This window comes from Cohnella boryungensis (genome assembly GCF_042651945.1).
GTDB lineage: Bacteria > Bacillota > Bacilli > Paenibacillales > Paenibacillaceae > Cohnella > Cohnella boryungensis.
The window spans coordinates 1-20,090 of record NZ_JBHSED010000023.1 but is presented as its reverse complement, the minus strand read 5'-3'; the positions used below and the strand labels follow the sequence as shown (position 1 = coordinate 20,090).

Annotated in this window: 15 protein-coding genes; 7 read left to right on the top strand and 8 right to left on the bottom strand. The window is 54.8% G+C overall.

Features of this window, described 5'->3' with window-relative positions; translation table 11 throughout:
* Nucleotides 1-211 precede the first annotated feature (211 nt).
* The 5 genes from ACFO1S_RS13055 to ACFO1S_RS13035 all read left to right on the top strand — a co-directional run bounded on the left by ACFO1S_RS13055 (nucleotide 212) and on the right by ACFO1S_RS13035 (nucleotide 4,837).
* The gene (locus ACFO1S_RS13055) at nucleotides 212-1,477 is read left to right on the top strand and encodes an ABC transporter substrate-binding protein (RefSeq protein ID WP_204604911.1); all 1,266 of its coding nucleotides are present in this window, start codon (nucleotides 212-214) and stop codon (nucleotides 1,475-1,477) included.
* An 81-nt stretch (nucleotides 1,478-1,558) separates the two neighbouring features.
* Nucleotides 1,559-2,434, top strand: a complete 876-nt coding sequence (locus ACFO1S_RS13050; RefSeq protein WP_204604912.1) for a carbohydrate ABC transporter permease — start codon at nucleotides 1,559-1,561, stop codon at nucleotides 2,432-2,434.
* Nucleotides 2,435-2,488: 54 nt separating this feature from the next.
* Nucleotides 2,489-3,364: a carbohydrate ABC transporter permease gene (locus tag ACFO1S_RS13045; protein WP_204604913.1), complete on the top strand. Its 876-nt coding sequence runs from the start codon at nucleotides 2,489-2,491 to the stop codon at nucleotides 3,362-3,364.
* Between the two features lie 141 nt (nucleotides 3,365-3,505).
* Nucleotides 3,506-4,135: an HD domain-containing protein gene (locus tag ACFO1S_RS13040; protein ID WP_204604914.1), complete on the top strand. Its 630-nt coding sequence runs from the start codon at nucleotides 3,506-3,508 to the stop codon at nucleotides 4,133-4,135.
* 231 nt (nucleotides 4,136-4,366) lie between these two features.
* Nucleotides 4,367-4,837, top strand: coding sequence for an ion transporter (locus ACFO1S_RS13035; protein ID WP_204604915.1), 471 nt, complete (start codon nucleotides 4,367-4,369; stop codon nucleotides 4,835-4,837).
* Nucleotides 4,838-4,898: 61 nt separating this feature from the next.
* Here the strand turns inward: ACFO1S_RS13035 and ACFO1S_RS13030 are convergent, their stop codons facing one another.
* The 8 genes from ACFO1S_RS13030 to ACFO1S_RS12995 all read right to left on the bottom strand — a co-directional run bounded on the left by ACFO1S_RS13030 (nucleotide 4,899) and on the right by ACFO1S_RS12995 (nucleotide 15,224).
* On the bottom strand, nucleotides 4,899-5,111 hold the full coding sequence (locus tag ACFO1S_RS13030; protein WP_204604933.1) for a DUF378 domain-containing protein: 213 nt from the start codon (nucleotides 5,109-5,111) through the stop codon (nucleotides 4,899-4,901).
* A gap of 445 nt (nucleotides 5,112-5,556) precedes the next feature.
* On the bottom strand, nucleotides 5,557-7,203 hold the full coding sequence (locus tag ACFO1S_RS13025; protein ID WP_204604916.1) for a hypothetical protein: 1,647 nt from the start codon (nucleotides 7,201-7,203) through the stop codon (nucleotides 5,557-5,559).
* Nucleotides 7,204-7,217: 14 nt separating this feature from the next.
* Nucleotides 7,218-8,291, bottom strand: a complete 1,074-nt coding sequence (locus tag ACFO1S_RS13020) for a Gfo/Idh/MocA family protein (protein WP_204604917.1) — start codon at nucleotides 8,289-8,291, stop codon at nucleotides 7,218-7,220.
* Between the two features lie 66 nt (nucleotides 8,292-8,357).
* On the bottom strand, nucleotides 8,358-9,185 hold the full coding sequence (locus tag ACFO1S_RS13015) for a carbohydrate ABC transporter permease (protein ID WP_204604918.1): 828 nt from the start codon (nucleotides 9,183-9,185) through the stop codon (nucleotides 8,358-8,360).
* Nucleotides 9,186-9,207: 22 nt separating this feature from the next.
* Entirely contained in the window at nucleotides 9,208-10,104 is an 897-nt protein-coding gene (locus tag ACFO1S_RS13010) for a carbohydrate ABC transporter permease (protein WP_204604919.1), read from the bottom strand.
* A gap of 114 nt (nucleotides 10,105-10,218) precedes the next feature.
* Nucleotides 10,219-11,685, bottom strand: coding sequence for an ABC transporter substrate-binding protein (locus ACFO1S_RS13005; RefSeq protein ID WP_378126910.1), 1,467 nt, complete (start codon nucleotides 11,683-11,685; stop codon nucleotides 10,219-10,221).
* 143 nt (nucleotides 11,686-11,828) lie between these two features.
* On the bottom strand, nucleotides 11,829-13,403 hold the full coding sequence (locus ACFO1S_RS13000; RefSeq protein ID WP_204604921.1) for a helix-turn-helix domain-containing protein: 1,575 nt from the start codon (nucleotides 13,401-13,403) through the stop codon (nucleotides 11,829-11,831).
* 27 nt (nucleotides 13,404-13,430) lie between these two features.
* Nucleotides 13,431-15,224: a sensor histidine kinase gene (locus tag ACFO1S_RS12995; protein WP_204604922.1), complete on the bottom strand. Its 1,794-nt coding sequence runs from the start codon at nucleotides 15,222-15,224 to the stop codon at nucleotides 13,431-13,433.
* Nucleotides 15,225-15,518: 294 nt separating this feature from the next.
* Here ACFO1S_RS12995 and ACFO1S_RS12990 point away from each other — a divergent pair, with 294 nt between their 5' ends.
* Nucleotides 15,519-19,430 (top strand): endo-1,4-beta-xylanase, encoded by a 3,912-nt coding sequence (locus ACFO1S_RS12990; protein ID WP_204604923.1) that lies wholly within the window; start codon nucleotides 15,519-15,521, stop codon nucleotides 19,428-19,430.
* Between the two features lie 225 nt (nucleotides 19,431-19,655).
* Complete coding sequence (locus ACFO1S_RS12985) at nucleotides 19,656-20,033, top strand: hypothetical protein (RefSeq protein ID WP_204604924.1); 378 nt, start codon at nucleotides 19,656-19,658, stop codon at nucleotides 20,031-20,033.
* Nucleotides 20,034-20,090: the final 57 nt, after the last annotated feature.

Genomic DNA, 20,090 nt, shown 5'->3' with positions numbered 1-20,090 from the left:
CCAAACCATCCGCATTCTATTACACGGAATTGAACGAAAATCCGAAAAGAGGGCTTGTTCTTAAAATAAACTCATTGACAATAGGTAGTTATGATTAATAATATTAAAGTTAATTGTTACTACAAATATCAATTCGTCATCCGAATTGATGACAACCTGAGGGGATTACAGCAACACCAAATAAAACATATAACAAAGGGAGCGATCGAATTTGAAAAAATGGGCGCTGGGATGTATCGCGGCAATAACGGCTTTTGGACTTGCCGGCTGTTCAGGTTCCTCCAAAAGCGATGAAACGACATTGCGCATTGCCATGGGGTCTCCGGGAGAGGGCTTGATTAAAGTGTGGGAGGATATCGCCAAGACGTTCGAAAGCGAGCATACGGGCATCAAGGTCGAATTCAACTTCCAGAAGGACGATACTTATCAAACCATCGGCCTGCCGAACCTGCTTAGCGGCAAGAACGCGCCCGATCTTTATTTCGAGTGGGCCGGGGAGCGTCTGGAAACCCGCGTGAAGGACGGCTTCGCCGCCGACATTACAGAGAAGCTGCAAAGCTCCGGCCTCAAGGACCAATTCACCGAGGGCTCCTTCAACGGCATGGTGCTGGACGGCAAGACTTATATGATCCCGACAGCGGGAGATGTCACGAACGTCATTTTCTATAATAAACAAATCTTCAAGGATCTCGGCCTGGAGCCGCCGACAACGTGGGAGCAGTTCCTTGAGGTGAGCGAGAAGGTCAAAGCGGCCGGCATTACGCCAATCGTCGCCGGAAATAAGGAATTGTGGCCCGCTGGGAACTGGATCGGCCACCTGATCTCCCGCGTCGTCGGCGAGCAAGCTTACAGCGATGCCTTGCAGCTTAAGCAGCCGTTCAATACGCCGGAATTCGCGGCCGCTTACGGCTACGTCAAGACGCTCTGGGACAAAGGCTACATCAACGATAGCGTCAATGCCATCGCGGACAATGAGGCGGACATGCTGTTCTTCAACGGAAAAGCCGCCATGCATCCGATCGGCAGCTGGCTAGTTCCGACAGCCGTAGAGGAAGCGCCGGAGCTGGAGATGGGCTACTTCAACCTGCCGTCTATTGCCGGAGGCCAAGGCAATCAGGACAGCGTGATCGGCGTGCTTAACGGGATGGTCGTGAACAAAAACTCCAAGCTGATCGACGAAGCGATCGATTTCATGAAGCTGTACAGCTCTGCGGAGTCTTCCAAGAAGCTGTCCGAAGCCGGCGCCGTGCCGATGACCAAGGACGGCATCGACGAGGCAGCTATGAATCCGCTTTCCCTTAGCCTGAACAATCTGATGCAGAATGCCCCGGTGCTGGTGTCTCCTCCGGATACCGGCTACGTGATCGAAATCGCAACCGCGCTCAATAAGGCGACCTCTCAGGTGCTGGGCGGAGCCAAAACTCCGGAAGAAGCGTTAGCCGAGCTGGACACGACAATCGCTCCGCTAAAAAAATAGTTTAGTTCCATGAAGAAGCCCGGCGCATCCTTCGCTGATTCGCCGGGCTTTTGGAATGACAAGTACGATGGAGGTGGGTAGATGTCCCGCAATTCAAAATCCGCTTATTTATTCGTCGCTCCCGCTGTCCTCTTGTTTGCCTTTACGATACTCGCTCCCATCGTGATGACCTTTGCCTTCAGCTTCTATGATTGGAACGGGTTCGGCACGATGACCTTCGTCGGCCTGGACAACTATGCTCGGGCGATCAAGGATCATATCTATTTGGAATCCTACTGGCACATTCTGATTTACATAGTCGCCACCGTATTTCTGGAAGTGCTCGTCGGACTTGGCCTGGCCGGATTAATCACCATGGGTCGCAAGGGAAGCGGCTTGTTCCGCGTCGCCTTCTTCACGCCGGTCATGCTGCCGATGATCGTCGTTTCTTACTTGTGGAAGTTTGTCTACAATTCCGATTTCGGTCTGTTGAATTCGATGCTGGAGTCCATCGGACTGGGCAGCTGGGGGCGCGTGTGGCTCGGGAATCCCGATACGGCGCTGTACGCCATCTGTCTCGTATCCGGGTGGGTATACGCCGGCTTCTATATGACGATCTTCTACTCGGGCATCCAACGTATTCCCAAAGACATCTACGAATCGGCTTATTTGGACGGCGCCAGCGAATGGACCATTTTCTCCAAGATCAAGATTCCTATGGTCCGCAACCTGATCAATACCGGGATTATGCTGTGCGTGCTGACCGGCTTCCAGGCCTTCGATCTGTTCTACGTAATGACCAACGGCGGGCCTTACAGCTCCACGGAGATTGTCACGACCTACCTCGTGAAGGTCGTCTTCACGAACATGAGCATCGGCTACGGCTCCGCATTGGCCGTCATTATGACGATAGTCATCGCCGTAATCGGCCTCGTTGCAGGCAGGCTCCAGCGCAAGGATGGCGCACTGGAATACTAAGCCGCAACGCCCGTATCACGTTATCCTCGCATTCGAGAGAAAGAGGTGCTGTCCATGGCGGCTGCCGCTTGGAGCATAAATGACGGAAAGCACGACCGCGTGCAGACAGGGAAACAGCTCCCGTCCAAAATTCTGTACTATGTCGTGATGATCCTCCTGTCTTGCGTTTTCTTCTATCCGATGATCTGGCTGGTCCTGTCCTCCTTCCGGCCTAACCGGGACATCTTCACGACTCCGTTCGCTCTGCCTAAGGAAATCGACTTCCACAACTGGGTCGATGCGTGGAGCGTGGGCAACATGAGCACCTACGCCAAGAACAGCGTTATCGTCACCTCGGCAACGATCGTGTTCATTCTGCTGTTCGCCAGTCTGGCGGCCTTCGCCTTCAGCAAGCTGCGCTTCAGAGGCAGCGGTACGCTCATGCTGATGTTCGTATTCGGCCTGTTCATGCCGTTGCAATCGTTCTTCATCGCCCAAAGCTATCTCTTCGACAAGCTGAACCTGAAGGACAGCTACATGGGCCTGATTCTTCCCTACATCGGCGTGGGCCTGCCGCTGGCGATCTTCTTGCTTAAAGCTTATCTGGACTCGGTGCCCAAGGAATTGATGGAAGCGGCCAGAATCGACGGCTGCACCGATCGCGTGCTGTTCTCGAGAATCATCCTTCCTCTGCTCATTCCCAGCTTGGCGACCGTCGGCATCTTCTCCGCTCTCAACACGTGGAACGAGTTGCTGCTGGCCATGCTCTATATTCAGAATGACGAGCTGAAGACGATTCCCGTGGGCCTGCTGGCCTTCTCCAGCCGCTATATGACCGACTACAAGCTGCTTTTCTCGGCCCTTGCCATCATTACGATCCCGATGATCATTCTCTATGTGTTCTTCCACCGTTACATCGTTGCCGGATTAACGGAAGGGGCGCTGAAATGAGGAACAAGCCATCCTGCCTCTTGCGGGATGGCTTGTTTTTATTGAGGGAGATGCCCCGCTTAATCCTCCATTAACAAACCCCGTATATACTATTGATATTGCACTTCTTATTTCATCCGCATAGAAAGGAACTGACCGCACATGGGAATTCATACGTACTTTCAATCGCTCAACGATCTGGAACGGATCATTCGTTGTCCGGGCAGGTTCAAATTCGAGCAGCACAGCGTGTCCGCCCATTCCTGGAAGGTCGTGCAGTACGCCAAGACCTTGGCGGATATCGAAGAAAGCAAGGGCGTGCCCGTGGACTGGAAGAGACTCTACGAAATTACGAGCAGTCACGATTACGGGGAAATTTTTATCGGAGATATCAAGACACCGGTCAAGCACTATTCGTTGGAGCTTCGCGCGATGCTGCAGAAGGTAGAGGAAGGCATGATTGCGCACTTCATCGACGAGCACATTCCGGAGGAGTTCAAGCCGACCTTCCGCAGACAGCTGCGCGAGGGAAAGGACGATTCCGTAGAAGGGCTCATTCTGGAGGTCGCCGACAAAATGGATCAGGTCTACGAGGCGTTCACCGAGCTGCAGAGAGGAAACACCGAGAAGGAATTCGTGAAGATGTACCGCGAGGCGTTGATCAAGATCAAAAATATCAAACTGCACTGCGTCGATTATTTCCTCGATCACATTTTGCCCGACATGGTTAACGAAGCCCCGAACAGCCCCGTAGATATTCGAAAAATCACCAAAGAAGCCTTATCCTCCTGAGCCCCTCTCTCCATTCCCCGCCTCTCTCCGCGCAAGTTCCCGCCTGCTTCCCGCCTTGACAGCCTTTGCCTTCGAAGATCCGCCCCGATCCGAGCCCTCCTATTCCGTCTTCCTCCGCCGACTCCGATTGCCCAGCTTGTATCCTTGCGCCGGAAGCGCTGTTTTTTTGCTGGTTTACCTTTCCTAAACATGCTACACTGTTTTTGGTTTTAAAGCAGGGGGAGCTGGATCGTGGAAAACAAACAGACAAAAAAGTGGTATTTGATCCTATCTTTCATTCTTTCCTTATATCTGATTATCGTAACGATTCTGAGCTTCACTTCGATCTCCAAAGAGATCAAGGCGCCGCTCGACACGATAGCGTATTATATCCTCTGGTTTTTCGTGGCCGAGCTTGCGGTGCTATTCTTCCTCACCCGGAATATCCGCACGTTTCTTAAAGAGCAGTGGCTGAGCATCTTAGCCGTGGCCACGTCGATCTCGATTACGCAGTTTGTGGAGGCGATTGCCGGAATCGGCTCGTTAACGGGGCTTAAGGCTTTGAAAGGCTTGAAATCCTTGAAGGCCTTGAAATCCGTTAAATTCATGAAGCTGTTCAAAGCCACCAAGGGCGCTAAAGTCGCCAAATCGTACAAAATCGGCAAAAAAGCATCGAAGGCGATTAAGGAAGCCGATTCCACCGTGAAAGCGAAGTCCAAATGAATAGAGATGATACCGCGACTGCCGACAGTCCTGACCGGCAGCGGTGCAGACTAGTAGCCGTTTATCTGGCCCGTTCTTCTCTGCTTACATCGCCAAAGAACTTGAAAGCGTAGATCGCGCAAATTCCGACGACAACATAGATGAAGCGAGACACGATCGCCGTCGGGCCGCCGAAGATGGCCGCCACCAGGTCGTATTCGAAGAGACCGACCAGCAGCCAGTTGAGCCCTCCTACAATCAATAAAGCGAGTGCAATCCCGTTCAGCGTCCTTATTGAACTCACCTCCTTTCATCGCAATGTTGTGGTACCTTACAAATTCCCCAAGAGAACCAACGATTATGCACAGCACAACCAAAACCCCGACCTTTTGCGGTCGGGGTTTATTTGGTCGAGCCGATTCGTTAAGAATCCGATCCCTCTACATCCGTTTGCTCTTGCTGTTTAACCAATCGAACCCGATAAAAATGATCAGCAATATGAAGGAATGCAGCAACGGCTTTATCACATTGGCATCATAAATAAAATAAGTAGGTACGAATATCATTATAAACAACAAGAGATGGACCCGCTGACGTGAGAGTACCCTTAAGCGCTAACTCTGTTTACGCCAATATCCCCTCCACTCAGAACCGCATTTGTTGCAAACCGGCAGGCTGGCAAGCTGGCTTCCTGAGCGAAGGGGATTTCGGCAAAAAAGAGTCGAGGGATATCTCCCGAATTATTTTACAATCTCAAAATCCAGCGTAAAGCCGGCGGAATCGCGAGGATACATCCGCACCTCGCCGTTCCCGAAGCGCTGTCTCCAGCAATCGCCGTTTCCGATGAAGAGCTGCAGCGTTTCCTTTACGCCGCCATCGGCAAGAAAATGCTCCGTAGCCAGCCAGAAGCCCGTTCCGATCCTGCCGCTGCTCTTCCATGCCTCCGGTACAAGCCACGAGGCGATCACGACCGTTGCGCCGTTCTCAGCGCAATTGCGTACCGCCAACAGCGTATCGTCGGATAAACGCGTACCTGCAACGACGATCAGCTTCGGCTGCCCGAGCCGCTCCGCCTGAACCTTCTCGTCATACACCAGCACATTGTTCATCGGCTGGAACAGCGGGTGAACCCGCTCCTCCTCCGGCAGGGAGACTCCGGATGGCAGAGGGAACGCTTCCGGCGGGTAATCCGCCTTCAGCTTATGACGGGGGAACGTATACCCCGGAATGTGCAGACAGCTGCCATGCGCCGGAATGCGGCCATGGCTGAGCAGATGCCAGACATGAAACACGCTCAAGCCTTCTTCTCCTGCGGTCAGCTCCCGATTCCCGTACAGCCGTTCATTCTGCCCGTAGTTGCTGTCGTCGGCATGAATGAACGCAATATCAGCCTCCGCGTCCAGATGTCCCCACGGCAACGGGTTGGACGGCACGTATTGACGAGCGAATTCCTCCCACACCTCGCCGAACTCCGTTTTGCGGAAGCGTCCTTGCCCATATTGCAGAAGAACATCGACGTTCTCGGCAAACAAATGCGAGGGCCCCATCCAGTACCCCATCCTGAGCGCGGAGGCATATTCCTCGGGAGAATGGCCCGGAAAGCCGGACGTGCGGGTAAACCAGGACCCTGCATCGGGTCCCCACAAATCGGCGCAGATCCATAACCTGCGTCCGTACTGCTTGGCCGCCCCCAATGCCGTCGACAGCTGCAAAGGCTGGAACGATTCCTTCATGATTTTCGGGCACAGATCCATGCCGCCGCGCGCGTGCGCGTGGAATAGGACGGGAAACACATGCTCGGAAACAAGCGGGGCTCCGTCGGCGTTCAGTCCGTTCCTCTCCAGCAACTGACGGACATGCGCCGATCTGGCCGTCACCGTGTCAGTCATGGTACGCTCGCTTTGCGCTAGCGTCAATCCGTCCGTCACTCCCCAGTGCGGATAGAAGCCGTCCTTGCGATATTGCGAGGCGTTGATCTGCAGATGCTCGGGCTCGTCGTAGAGCAGTCCGATCAGACGACCGCTTGCGGCCGCCTCCAGCACGGCGGCATCCGGCACATCGAACCGGCTGGTGCCTTCCTCATGCGGGCCGTTGATATTCCCGTATTCGTTGCCCAGGCACACATCCAGGCCTCGGGTAACGGCATCGCGGAACAGCTCGGTATGTCCCGATAGATCCGGAAGGACATGATGAACATAGAAGTCCGCCCCCAGTTCCTGGATCGCATCTATAAATTCATGCGGCCGGGGCGTCGGGTCCTGCGCCGGCACGATGCTTCCCGTGCCTGTGCGCATAACTCGGGAGGACGGCTCCTCCGCCCACGGGTCCAGCCAAGACACCGTTGGCCCTTGAATGCCTAATCGCGGCTGGCGATCAGCTTGCTTCATCTGTCATCTCTCCTTTAAGTGTCCAGCCTGTCGCTTACTTTCACCTTGCATCCTGCTGCGGCCGACCGATAGGCGGCGAGCACGAAGGCCAGCGCCGACCTTCCCGCCTCCCCGTTCACGGAAGGCTCGACATCCTCAGAAATCGCTTTCACGAAGTCTCGGTATTGCTCGGTGAAGGCATCCCCGCCCATTCCGGCAGCCGGATTACCTCCTCGCACAGCGCCCTTTTCTGTCAGGCTCGCGCCGATGCTATTCGCTTCATTAACCGGAGCCGCTCCGTCGCCGTTGTTCAGATAGAGCTGGGTAAGCGCTTCGCCCTCCAGCACCGCCGAGCCTGCCGTACCGATAATTTCAAGTCGGCTGGCATAGCCGGGGTAGGCAGACGTCGTGCAAGAGAACGTGCCCAGGGCGCCGCCGGCGAATTTCAGTACGGCCGTCGCCGTATCCTCCGTCTCCATCCGATGGGTCATCGTTGCGGCATGGGCGGTTATCTCCTCCACAGGTCCCATCAGATGCTGCAGCAGATCAACCGTATGGATCCCTTGATTGATCAGAACTCCGCCCCCGTCGCCCGCCCAGGTACCGCGCCATTGCCCGCTGTCGTAATAAGCCTGGTTCCGATACCAGTGCACGGAAGCGGACGCAAGCACCGGACGTCCCAGCACGCCCGCCTCAAGCATTCCCTTGAGGCGCACGACGTCGGGATCGAACCGGTGCTGCGATATAACGCCTAATTTAAGTCGCCGGCTGCGGAAGGCGCCGATCATCTCCTCGGCCTTGGCCAGCAGAACCTCGATCGGCTTCTCGACCAGCGCATGCTTGCCGGCTTCCGCGACACGGATCGCGATCTCCCCGTGCTGCCCGCTCGGCGTACAGATGCTAACCGCATCAATATCCGTCCTCTGCAGCATCTCCGCGTAATCGGAATACGCGTCCAGGCCCCAGGCTCTAGCGAAGGCCGTCAGCCGTTCGGCAGACTTGCCCGCGACCGCCACCAGCTCCGCCTGCGGCAGAGCGGAGATCGCTTTTGCGTGAGCCGAGGCGACCGCGCCGCAGCCGATGAGGGCAAAACGTATTTTCGAAGCCATAAGACCGCTTTCCTCCTAACTCTGCACGGGCACGGACTGCCGCCTCGCTTCAAAGTCACCCTGATTTTAGGCTTTGACGGCGCCGCTGGTCAAGCCGTCCACGAAATATTTCATGGCAAAGCTGATGACCAGCATCAGCGGAACCGAGGCAAGCACATAGGCAGCCATCATCGGGCCGTGATCCGTAGCGTATTCGTTCGAGAACGACATAATTCCGGTGACGATCGGCTTCAACGCCTTATCATTAATAGTAACGAGCGGCCAGATGTAATCGTTCCAGGAAGAATGAAAATTCAAGACCGCAATCGTTCCCAGAATCGGCTTGGACAGCGGAAGCACGAGACTCCTCAGTATGCGGAGCTCCTTCGCTCCGTCCATGCGGAAGCTCTCGAACAGATCCTCCGGCAGCCCGGCGAAGAAGCTTCTCAGCAGGAAGACGGCAATAATGCAGCCGCTGGCGATCTGCGGGAGAATGACCACCGCGTAAGAGTTCAGCATATCCAGCGCAACGACAAGCTTGAACATCGGGATCAGCACCAGCACGGCCGGAACCATCATCAACGCAATGATCAGATAATAGAGAATTTCGCGTCCGGGAAACTTGTATCTCGCGAACGCATATGCCGCCAGTGCGGAAGTGACCAGCACCCCGGCGACGGCGCATACGGCAATGATGATGGAGTTCCAGGCGAACGGAACGACGGTGTCGAACGCCCGGCTGTAATTCTCCCATTGGATCGTGGAAGGAAAATTAAATACGCCCAAGCTCACTTCCCTGTTCGATTTCAAGGAAGTCAGCACCATAATCAATAACGGAAAAAAGCTGAACAATATAAACAGGACCAGCAGACCGATCAATACATACGAAACCTTCTTATTTGCGCTTGCTGTCATCTGTGAAGCAACCTCCTTACCGCTAGTCGTTGCCGGATTTAATCAGCTTGTTGGAAACGATCGTCAGCGCCAGCATCAGGATGAGCATCACGAACCCGATCGTGGAGGCATAGCCGAAATCGTTGTGCGAGAAGCCGGATTGGAACATGTACAGGCCGGGAACCAGCGTTTCCTCGCCCGGACCTCCGTTGGTCATGATAAGCTGCTTATAAAACGATTGCATCCCGTGCAGAATGCCCAGGATGAAAATCAGCTTCAGCTGTCCCATGATCATCGGGATGTCGATCGACAGAATTCTTCGCCAAGGTCCGCAGCCTTCCATGACGGAGGCTTCGATCAGCGATTTGGGAATCGACTGCAGAGCCGCGAATACGATGAGCAGGAAGATTGGATTGATGAACGGAAAGCCTGAGAAAATCACCGAGAACAACGCGGTATCCGTTCCGCCCAGCCAGAGCTGGGGAGAAACCCCGAACAGGGAGACGAGCGTATTCATTCCGCCTACGACCGGGTTGTACAGAAATACCCATACGAGAATGATGATGACGGACGGAACCGTAATCGTGGCTACGAACAGCGTCCGAAATACATATTGCAATCTTGCGCTCTTGAGATGGAACAGCAGCTCGGCGATGAACAGCGGCATCAGCACGCCTACCGTACAGTCGAACAGTATGAACCATAGCGCGTTTTTCAGAGACGTATAGAAGGTCTTGTCCTTAAACAGCGCAACGAAGTTGTCAAAGCCGATAAAGATGGCCTCATTGCCGCCCTTCCACTGATAGAATGACATCTTCAGCGCCATGACAATGGGATAATAGCTGAACACGCCGAGCAGAACGATCAGCGGCAGCAAGAAGAGATAAGCATGCTTGTAGCGATAGATTGATTGAAACAGGCTGACGCGGTAATTGTGCACGTGCTGGTTCCCTCCCGTCTTTCCGCAAAGCCGGGCCGTCCCGCCGTTGACAACGCCGACAGCGGAAACGGCGCTCCGCTGTCGGCTGCATCGGGCTTCCGGCCCGGGTTGCCATTACTTGTTGCCGTAATCGTTGTCCTTGGACCAGCCCTTCTCCTGTTTAACCTTCTCCGTCTCGTCCTTCATGTTCTTGTTCACCAGCTCAACCAGCTGATCCGTTGTAATGTCATCCAGCACATAGCGCTGAATTTGCTGAAGGACGAATTGTCTGGCGTTGCTGCCGAGAATCGCTTGAGAGTTCAGGTCGATCTGGTTTTGCGGTCTGTATTTCGGCAGATAGCGCTCCAGATTCACGTTGGGCTCGACTCCGGTAACCGTCGGCGTAATCCAGTTCATGTCGGCCAATTGCGTTGCGATGGCAGGCGACGTATAGAACATGATGAAATCCATAACCTCGTCCTGAATGTTCTTCTTGACGGCGGACGGCATGACGACGAAAGCGTCCGCCAGATCGCCGAACTCCGCAGGATCTTCGTTGGAGGTCGGTGCAATATCCTTCGTAATGACCGGGAATTCGAACGTGTCCCAATTAAACGAAGGCTTCATGTCGCTTGCGAAAGGCTTGGCATCGATGTTGATCGTGAAGGTGTGCACGGCTTTGCCTTGCAGCCACATGTCTCTGGCTTCCGTCATCGTCATGGCGATGGCGCCCGGCGCCCAGTAATTCGTGAACGTCTTGAACAGCTCGAACAGGCCGCGAACCTCTGGCTTGCTCACGTCGATAATGCCTTCATCGACCGCTTTGACATACTCGTTCTGTTGGTATTTATTGTTCTTGAACAGCGTATCGATCTGCGGCACATATTGCTCTTGCGTCTGCTGCGCGGCGAATCTCGCGAACCAGTCCCAAGCGGAGGTGACCTTCAGGAAGCCGGAGAATGGCTCCGCGCCGATCTTGGCTTGACGGATCTTCTCGAAATTGGCGACCATCTCGGAAAAGGTGTTCGGAACCTGAAGACCCAGTTGGTCATACATGTCCTTGTTGTACGCGATCTTCAGCGTTACCATGGAGGTTGCGATATTGTTCAGCTTGCCGTTCTGCGTAGAGCGCATAAGATTAAGATCAACCTCGCGGAAGCTCTCGCCCCACTTTTGGTTCGTATACGGGCTGACCTTCTCCAGGTAAGGGTCCATCTCCAGCACGCTGTAGCCTTTATCGTTGTACTTGTTATACGGATTGTCGTAGCTGAAGTCCATTACGACCTCCGGCTCTTGGTTGCCCGCCAGCTGGGCGGCCATCCACACATCGAAGTCCGCGTTGGATTGCGCGACCTCCTCGAAGGTGATGTTGACGTTCGGTTTGATTTTTTTGTACTCGGCGATGGCCAGCTCCAAGCCTTCTTTTTTGCCCGGACCGGCCCAGGAGGCGATTTTGAACGAGATTTGGGGGTCCCCGTTGGTTCCGCTTTCATTCGATGGCGAAGAATCGGATTTCTTGTTGCCGCCGCAGCCGCTGAGCAGCGTCGCGGCAAGGCCGAGGATGACCAGCAGGGTGAGAATCGATTTGGATGACGCTTTCATGTGTGTATGTTCCCCTTCCGATTGTGAGCTCGCGAGCAACCTGCCGAACCCAACGATGAAGGCCCGGATACGATTGAAATCGCTTACTCCAACGTTAATGCTTCGGCGGGAAAAAGGTAATGCGGCAATCTTGTGGTCGATGTTTAATTTTTTGTTCTGCGCTTCTGATAGTCGCTCGGCGTCATCCCGGTATGCTTGCGAAAAACCTGGCTGAAATACCGCTGATCCTCATAGCCGACTTGACCGGCGATTTCGTAGACCTTGCTGGCCGGATTGCTCAGAAGCTGACAGGCTTTGTCGATGCGAATTTTCGTCAGATAGTGCAAGTAGGTTTCTCCCGTGCTTTTCTTGAACACCTTGCAGAAATAGCTCGGATCGATATAGAAGGTTCTGGAGATGATGTCCAGGTCGATCGGTTCGGCATAGTGGGTTCTCATATACAAAATAATGCTGTCGATCTGCTCGCCCCCGGCGTGCTCGGGGCTTCTATCCAAGTGTGCCCGAATTTGCCTGAAAATCACGCCGAACCCTTGTCTAAGCTCATCGAGCGTTCCTTGCCTGACCATGCCCTCGATAGCCGCGGCAGGCTCTTCGACGAAGCGGTCGGCCGGCAGGCCGGTTTCGTTCAAGGCTTTGCGAATTTCGTAAAGCACCTCGGAGCAGACGCGATAGACCGACTGCGGCGGAAGACCGCCATGCCGCCGGATCTGGTCGAAGAAGCCGTCCAGCTCCGCGTGTATTCTAGCCTCGTTGTTCTCGCTCACGGCCGCCAGCAGACGGCGGGCCTGCTCCTGCGGATCGTGCAGGAAGAGCTCGGCTTCAAGCGCAAGCGAGCGATAGGCATTCAGGCTTCCGCTGCCGGTGTACATTTTGTACTGAAGGGCCAGCTTCGCTTGCAGATACAGATCGGGAAGCTCATCCGCCGTTCCGGAATTCGACACGCCCATGGTCAGCGGCAAGCCGAGCCATTCCAACGCCTTCGTCCGAATCTCCTCCAGGGCTGCGCCGAGGTATCGCTCGCCGTCCTCTCCGCCGTTAAGCAAGAGCGTCAAGCCATCTCCTATTCGCGCGAGATTGGCGTCCATGCCGTGCCGCCCCAAGACTGTCGTCATCATTTCCGTCAACTTAGGATCGGACAGCAGCGTTTTGTCGCCCTCTACCAGCACGACTTGGCAGCAGCTTCTCGACAGTCGAATATCGTAGAGAGCAAGCTTCTCCGCGCTGATCGCCTCTAGCGGCAGACTGCCGTCCAGAAGCTCCGCGATCAGCTTCTCCTGAATCAGGACATAGCTTTCCTGCGCCCTGCGCTCCAGCGCGGAGATATCCTCCTTCTGCCGCTTGTTTTCCCTGATTTGTTCGCGAATGCTGTCCAGCACCGCGATCAGCTTATGTTCTTCTACGGGCTTCAGCAGGTAGTCGGACACCCGGCTCTTGAGCGCCCGTCTGGCGTATTCGAATTCGTTGAAGCCCGTCAGCACGACAAAATGGGGAGCCATTCCGTCGCTCAGGCAATCCTCGATCATCGAAAGCCCGTCTTTATACGGCATTTTGATGTCCGTCAGAACGATCTCCGGCTGCAGCTCGCGGATCGCCTGAAGCCCCTCTTCGCCGTCTCTCGCCGTCCCGACAATGCTGAAGCCCATGTCCTGCCAATCGACGAATTGCTCAAGTCCCTTCACGATCATCGCATCGTCATCGACGATAAGCACGGTATGCATCTGCTGTTCCTCCTGGTGGGTATTGCGTCATGAGTGTCCGTTATGCCGTCGGCATGGAATGCGAACGTATACGCTCGTATGGCTGTCCCGCTCGCTGTCGATCGTCAAGCCGTAGGGCTCGCCAAAATGAAACCTCAGTCTTCGGTGAACATTGATCAGTCCGATATGGTCCTTATCCGTGCTCGGATCGTCCAGACTGCTCTTGATTTCCGCCAAGCGCTCGGGAGCAATGCCTGCCCCTTCATCCCAGATATGAATCAACACATCCTCGCCCGTCTGCGAGGCGGTGATCCTAATCCGCTTGGCGCCCCTTCTAAGGTTAATGCCGTGCTCGATCGCGTTCTCCACAAGCGGCTGCAGCACAAGCTTCAGCAGGCCGACGTTCAATAGCGGCTCGGGGACGTCAATTCGCACGTCCAATCGGTCCTCGTACCGGATCTTCTGAAGCTGAATATAGCTTTGCAAGTAGGCCAGCTCGTCCTCCAGCGTCGTATGGCTTTTCTGATCGGTAATGATGTAGCGGAACAGATGGCCCAGCGCCTTGATCATTTCCGCCGTATCGGGGTCCTTGTTAACGACCGCAAGCATTCTGACGGATTCCAGCGCATTATACAGAAAATGCGGCTTGATCTTGCTTCTCATGGCATCGAATTCCGCTTCCCGCTTCATGAGCTCCGTCTGGTGCATGCGGTTTTTCGTCTCGTTCAGATCGGCTACCAGCCGATAGAAGCCTTGCCCGAGCCCGGCGATTTCGTCCTGTCTTGCGGGCGCCTGGAGCGGCCAGAACGTAAAATCTCCGTTCGTAATGCGCTGCTTGACCTCCTTGGACAATCGCTTGAGCGGCAGCGTCATGCGATGAGCCAGCAGCGCGGCCAGCAGGAACGCCCCCACGACGCACAGCCCGGTCGAGAACACGATGATGTTCTTGATGCTGCGCTGCTCCCCAAGCAATTCCTGAAACGACGAGGAGACGATCAGGCTCCAATCGCTGCCGGGGATAACATCGTGTACGGTCAGTCGGGTGCCCGCGCCCGGCTCGTAGACGCCGGACAAATCGAGCTGCGAGCTGCCCTTCGCGAGCGGCAGCCGCAGCGTCTTCCCGGACAGCCGCTTGCCGACTGCGACCGGATCTGTGCCGGATATCGTCAGCCCGTTCGCGTCGCCAATCAAGATTTCCGCGCCGTTCGCCAGGTTGACGGCGGAGTTGACCGAGGAGAAATCCCGCTCCGCGAAGCCGATCAGCACAACCCCCAACGTGCGGAAACGATCCTCGGATTTGATGAATTGCTGAACCTTGCGGGCGACAAAGACATATTTGCCGTTGTGCTCATAGCTCCCCCAATAAGGCTTGCCGTCCAGCCTGTCTACAGCCTCCCACCAATCGGCATCCGCCGCGAAACGGGTGTGGAAGGTGTTGGACCCGGCGTAGGTTTTGTCCCCGGCCTCATTCATAATCGCGATCTCTTTCGCGCGAACCCCGTGGATTTTCAGCTCGTACAACTGCTTTTCCAGCATATTGGCCGCCGTTATATTCTGTTGAACGCTTCTTGGGGCGTCCGTCTTGAGAATAGGGTCGATGATGGCGGTATTCGTCATGATCATCAAGGCGGCGTCAGCGGCTCCGTCCATGAAGTTCATTATGTTCTCCTTGGAATGCTCCAGCGCAGTCTCCATCATATCCATTCCGTTGCGCTCAATCATCTCCGAGAATTTGTTTATCGTAAATACCGATATGATCGTCGTCGGCGTAATAATGAACACCAGCAGCAAGATCAATATTTGCGAGCGGACGCTGCCTCCGATCATCCACTTTTTCATCATCCTGAAGTCACTCCCGATGCGTAAGCGCTATCATGAAGCCTATTCTACCACTACGAAACCGCAATAGGGAATCGGCCAAATTCCTGTAACGGATTTCTTGATTCTGCATGCTGACGCGACGGGGTCTAAACTGTTGTGAAAACCATAAGATAATTACAGTTTATTGTTAAGTTTTTCTAGTAAAATCCATTTTCGTCCCGCGTATAATCAGGGGAAGGAAAGGAGGCGCACACCACAAGATGATGTAAGCGCTTTACCATTGCGCAAATTTATCTGGGGAAGGGAATGAAATACATGAACAGCAAACGCAACAGAGCCGTCTCGATTCTCCTTGCGGCGGCTTTGCTTATTCCGTCAGGCTGGCTTGCTCCGGCTGCGGAAGCGGCAGCTCCGGAAGTAACAGTGATCTACCACGAAACCTTCGCAAGCGGCAAAGGGGTTGCGGCTCAATCCGGAGGCGCCAGCCTCACGCAGGTCACCGGCAAAGCCTTCGACGGCAATGCCGATGGAGCGGCATTATATGTCAGCAACAGGGCGAACAACTGGGACGCGGCCGATTTCAAATACGCCGACATCGGGCTGGAGTCCGGGAAAACCTACACGGCGACCGTAACCGTATATGTGGATGACGATGTAGACGTGCCCAGCGACGCGCAAGCTTATCTTCAGGCCGTAAGCAGCTATGCGCTTCTGGCCAATGTCAATTACGAAGCCGGTCATGCGGTCACCTTGACCAAGGAATTTACCGCGGACACGAGCACGGATACAAGCCTTCGCGTTCAATCCAACGACGCCGGGAAAACAGTCCCGTTCTACATCGGAGACGTCCTGATTACCGAGGCGACGTCGGACGAGGAGCCCGAAACACCCCGACCGCCGGCGCTGGACTTTATCCCCATTACCTTCGAGGATCAAACCGCTGGCGGCTTTACAGGGAGAGCGAGCACGGAAACCCTGACCGTAACCGATGAGGCGAATCATACCGAGGGCGGCTCCTACTCGCTGAAGGTAGAGGGCAGAACCTCTACGTGGCATGGACCTTCTTTGCGCGTGGAGCGGTATGTCGACAAGGGCCATGAATATCGCATTTCGGCTTGGGTCAAGCTGATCGAGCCCGCTAGCGCCCAGCTTCAGTTGTCCACACAGGTGGGCGACGGAAGCAGCGCCAACTACGTTCAGCTTGCCCCCAAAACCATCAGCGCCAGCGACGGCTGGGTGCAATTCGAGGGTACCTACCGTTATAACAACGTAAGCAGCGAATACTTAACGATCTATGTCGAAAGCTCCAACAACAGCACGGCCTCCTTCTATATCGACGATATCCATTTTGAGAGAACAAGCTCAGAACCGGTTGTCATACAGAAGGATCTCCTCCCGATAAAGGACGCTTATCAGGACGACTTCCTGATCGGAAACGCGATATCGGCCGAGGATGTGGACGGAGTCCGGCTTGAGCTTCTGAAGATGCACCATCAGGTCGCTACGGCAGGCAACGCCATGAAGCCGGATGCGCTCCAGCCTACGAAGGGCAATTTTACCTTCACAGCGGCAGACGCCCTTGTCGATAAGGTACGGGACGAGGGCATGCAGGTTCACGGGCATGTGCTGGTCTGGCATCAGCAATCCCCCGCGTGGATGAATACGACCAAGGACGCTCAAGAGAACACGATCCCTCTAGACAGAGAAGAAGCTCTAGATAACTTAAGAACCCACATTAGCACGGTGATGGAGCATTTCGGCGGCAAGGTGATTTCATGGGACGTCGTCAACGAAGCGATGAATGACAATCCTCCCAATCCGACGAATTGGGAAGCGTCCCTGAGACAATCCCCATGGTACGCCGCCATCGGACCGGACTACGTGGAGCAGGCCTTCCTGGCGGCCAGAGAAGTGCTGGACGCGCATCCCGAATGGGATATCAAGCTGTACTACAACGACTATAACGAGGACAATCAGAACAAAGCGCAGGCGATCTACAGCATGGTCAAGGAAATGAATGACCGCTATGCGCTGGAACATCCCGGGAAGCTTCTCGTCGACGGCGTCGGCATGCAGGGTCACTACAATGTAAATACGAATCCGGAAAACGTGCGCCTGTCCCTCGAGAAGTTCATCTCTCTGGGCGTGGAGATCAGCATTACCGAGTTGGATATTCAGGCCGGAAGCAATTATCAGCTTTCCGAGAAGCTTGCCATCGCTCAAGGCTACTTGTACGCGCAGCTGTTCGATCTGTTCAAAGCTCGAGCCGCTCATATCGCGCGCGTGACCTTCTGGGGAATGGACGACAATACAAGCTGGAGAGCCTCCAACAATCCGTTGCTGTTCGATAAGAACCTGCAAGCCAAACCGGCTTATTATGCCGTGATCGACCCGGATGCGTTCATGGAGGAGCACAAGCCCGACTCGTCGGAAGCGAATCAAGCTACCGCCAAATACGCTGTCCCTGTCATCGACGGGAGCGTCGATGCGGTCTGGAGCCAGACGGCAGAAATTCCGATCAATCGGTACCAGATGGCTTGGCAAGGGGCGACCGGAGTGGCGAAAGCGCTGTGGGACAATCAAAACCTGTATGTTCTGATCCAGGTTAGCGACGCTCAGCTTGATAAATCGAGCGCAAACGTATGGGAGCACGATTCCGTCGAGATTTTCCTGGACGAGAACAACGGGAAAACCTCGTTCTACCAAGCGGACGATGGACAATTCAGAATCAACTTCGACAACGAGACCTCGTTCAACCCGCCTAGCCTCGCAGACGGCTTCGTATCGGCCGTGCAAGTGTCGGGAACGAACTATACGGTCGAAGCGAAGATTCCACTGAAGTCGATAGTTCCCGACAACAACCGGAAGCTGGGCTTTGACGTTCAGATTAATGATGCCAAAGACGGAGCCCGTCAAAGCGTTGCCGCCTGGAACGATACAACCGGCAACGGCTATATGGACACCTCCGTTTACGGCGTGCTGACTCTCACCGGCAAATCTTCCGGCTCTGGCGGCGGTGGCGGCGGTGGCGGAGCCGGAGGCTCGTCAAGCGGAACGGTTGAGAGCCTTGACGGTACAGTCGTAATCAAACCAGAGGTGAAGAGTAAAGACAACCGCATAACCGGCCTGGTCACCGAAGAAAACCTGAAGAAGGCGCTTGAGCTGGCTCCTCCTTCAGCCGACGGCAAGAAAAAACATATCGTTGTCGATATCCCGAAGCAGACCGATGCGAAGTCGTATGAAATGCAATTGCCTGTCCGAGGCCTGAAGGACCAGGATAACCTCATTCTCACGTTGAGAACGGAAAATGCGACGATCGATCTTCCCGGCAACATGCTGTCCAATGTGACTGCGAACGGGGAGCACGTTACCGTCCGCATCGCGCAGGCTTCTACAGCTCATCTAGATGCAGCCGCTAGGGAACGCATCGGCAATCGGCCGGTGCTGGAGCTGCAGGTGCTTATCGGGGATTCCGTAATCGCCTGGAACAACCCGAAGGCCCCTGTCACGATCTCAGTCCCCTATTCGCCGACAGCGGAGGAGCTGAGCCGCCCGGATTCGATCGTCGTTTGGTACATCGCCGACGATGGAAAGGTGTCTCCGATTCCGAACGGCCGCTATGATGCTGGGACCCGAACGGTTGTGTTCCGTACGATTCACTTCAGCACCTATGCCGTGGCTTTCGTCGTCCAGCCTTTCGGAGACCTGCAGAATGTGCCGTGGGCAAAGCAAGCGATTGAGGCTATGGCCGCGCGCGAGATCATCAAGGGCATCTCCGCCAGCAGCTTCGCTCCCGCCGGTGCGATTACCAGAGCCGATTTCGTCGCCCACCTTGTCAGAGCGCTAGAATTGCAAGGCACGGGGAAAAACGAAGGCATGTTCAGCGATGTTTCGAAAACCGCTTCTTATTATGACGAACTGGTTATCGCGAAGGAACGAGGCATTGCCACTGGCTTTGGAGACCACACCTTCAAGCCCGATAGCACGCTCTCCCGCCAGGACATGATGGTGCTGACCGCACGCGCGCTCGCGGCATCCGGCAAGCCGATCACGGCAAGATCAGCTTCCGCAGTCTATCCGTCCGATATGACCAGTCTGTCCGAATACGCCAGAGAAAGCGCAGAAGCACTAGTCAGGTCCGGCATTGTGAAGGGCAACATCGCGCCCCACGCTGCGCTAACCCGCGCGGAAGCCGCCGTCATTCTGTATCGAATCTGGCAGCTGTAAGCTTTCAACTTCATCCGTAACTTTCGCACGATTAAAGACGCTCCGTCCGGGAGCGTCTTTATCTTTGACAGCGACAAGTATTTTCCTTGCAACAATCCCGTCTGTATCCGGCTATACTTTCCTATCATTTCCTTTATGCGTTTTGATATATTATACCAGAGGAAGAAATTCGCTTGATCCTATCGCCGGCAAGCATTACTTAACGACTAAGAAAGAGGTTACACAATGAAAAAGATGATTCAGCTGATTGTTTCCGTCGGATTGGTATTGGGACTCAGCCTGGCCAACGACACGTTCGACCGTCCAGCGGCCGCCGAAAGCGCCCCTAGGATTTCGGACATTATCGGCAAAGACACGGTGCTTATGGATGACGGCACCTTGTGGTCTTCCTTTTACGGTTATCAAACGATTCGTTCGCCAGGCGATCTTGTCTCGATCTCAAGCAATGGCCATTCGGGCTTGGGAATAACGAAGAGCGGCCAGCTGATGGAGTTTGAGTTCGGAAGAACGCCCACCCTTGTTGCCAATCAGACCGGCATCAAGCAGATCGCGGGAAGCTACTGGCTCAAACCACCATGGCCTAGAGGCCACCACCATGAATGAAAATGTACTAGGCCTGTGAATCTGTGTACTCCATAATGGAGTTGCAGGTCACAGGCC

Excerpts from the sequence above, each read along its gene's own strand:
- ACFO1S_RS13040 (WP_204604914.1), top strand. The coding sequence starts at position 3,506 with ATGGGAATTCATACGTACTTTCAATCGCTCAACGATCTGGAACGGATC.
- ACFO1S_RS13025 (WP_204604916.1), bottom strand. The coding sequence starts at position 7,203 with ATGAAGCAAGCTGATCGCCAGCCGCGATTAGGCATTCAAGGGCCAACG.
- ACFO1S_RS12995 (WP_204604922.1), bottom strand. The coding sequence starts at position 15,224 with ATGATGAAAAAGTGGATGATCGGAGGCAGCGTCCGCTCGCAAATATTG.
- ACFO1S_RS12990 (WP_204604923.1), top strand. The coding sequence starts at position 15,519 with ATGAACAGCAAACGCAACAGAGCCGTCTCGATTCTCCTTGCGGCGGCT.
- ACFO1S_RS13020 (WP_204604917.1), bottom strand. The coding sequence starts at position 8,291 with ATGGCTTCGAAAATACGTTTTGCCCTCATCGGCTGCGGCGCGGTCGCC.
- ACFO1S_RS13015 (WP_204604918.1), bottom strand. The coding sequence starts at position 9,185 with ATGACAGCAAGCGCAAATAAGAAGGTTTCGTATGTATTGATCGGTCTG.
- ACFO1S_RS13050 (WP_204604912.1), top strand. The coding sequence starts at position 1,559 with ATGTCCCGCAATTCAAAATCCGCTTATTTATTCGTCGCTCCCGCTGTC.
- ACFO1S_RS13000 (WP_204604921.1), bottom strand. The coding sequence starts at position 13,403 with ATGCATACCGTGCTTATCGTCGATGACGATGCGATGATCGTGAAGGGA.
- ACFO1S_RS12985 (WP_204604924.1), top strand. The coding sequence starts at position 19,656 with ATGAAAAAGATGATTCAGCTGATTGTTTCCGTCGGATTGGTATTGGGA.
- ACFO1S_RS13045 (WP_204604913.1), top strand. The coding sequence starts at position 2,489 with ATGGCGGCTGCCGCTTGGAGCATAAATGACGGAAAGCACGACCGCGTG.
- ACFO1S_RS13005 (WP_378126910.1), bottom strand. The coding sequence starts at position 11,685 with ATGAAAGCGTCATCCAAATCGATTCTCACCCTGCTGGTCATCCTCGGC.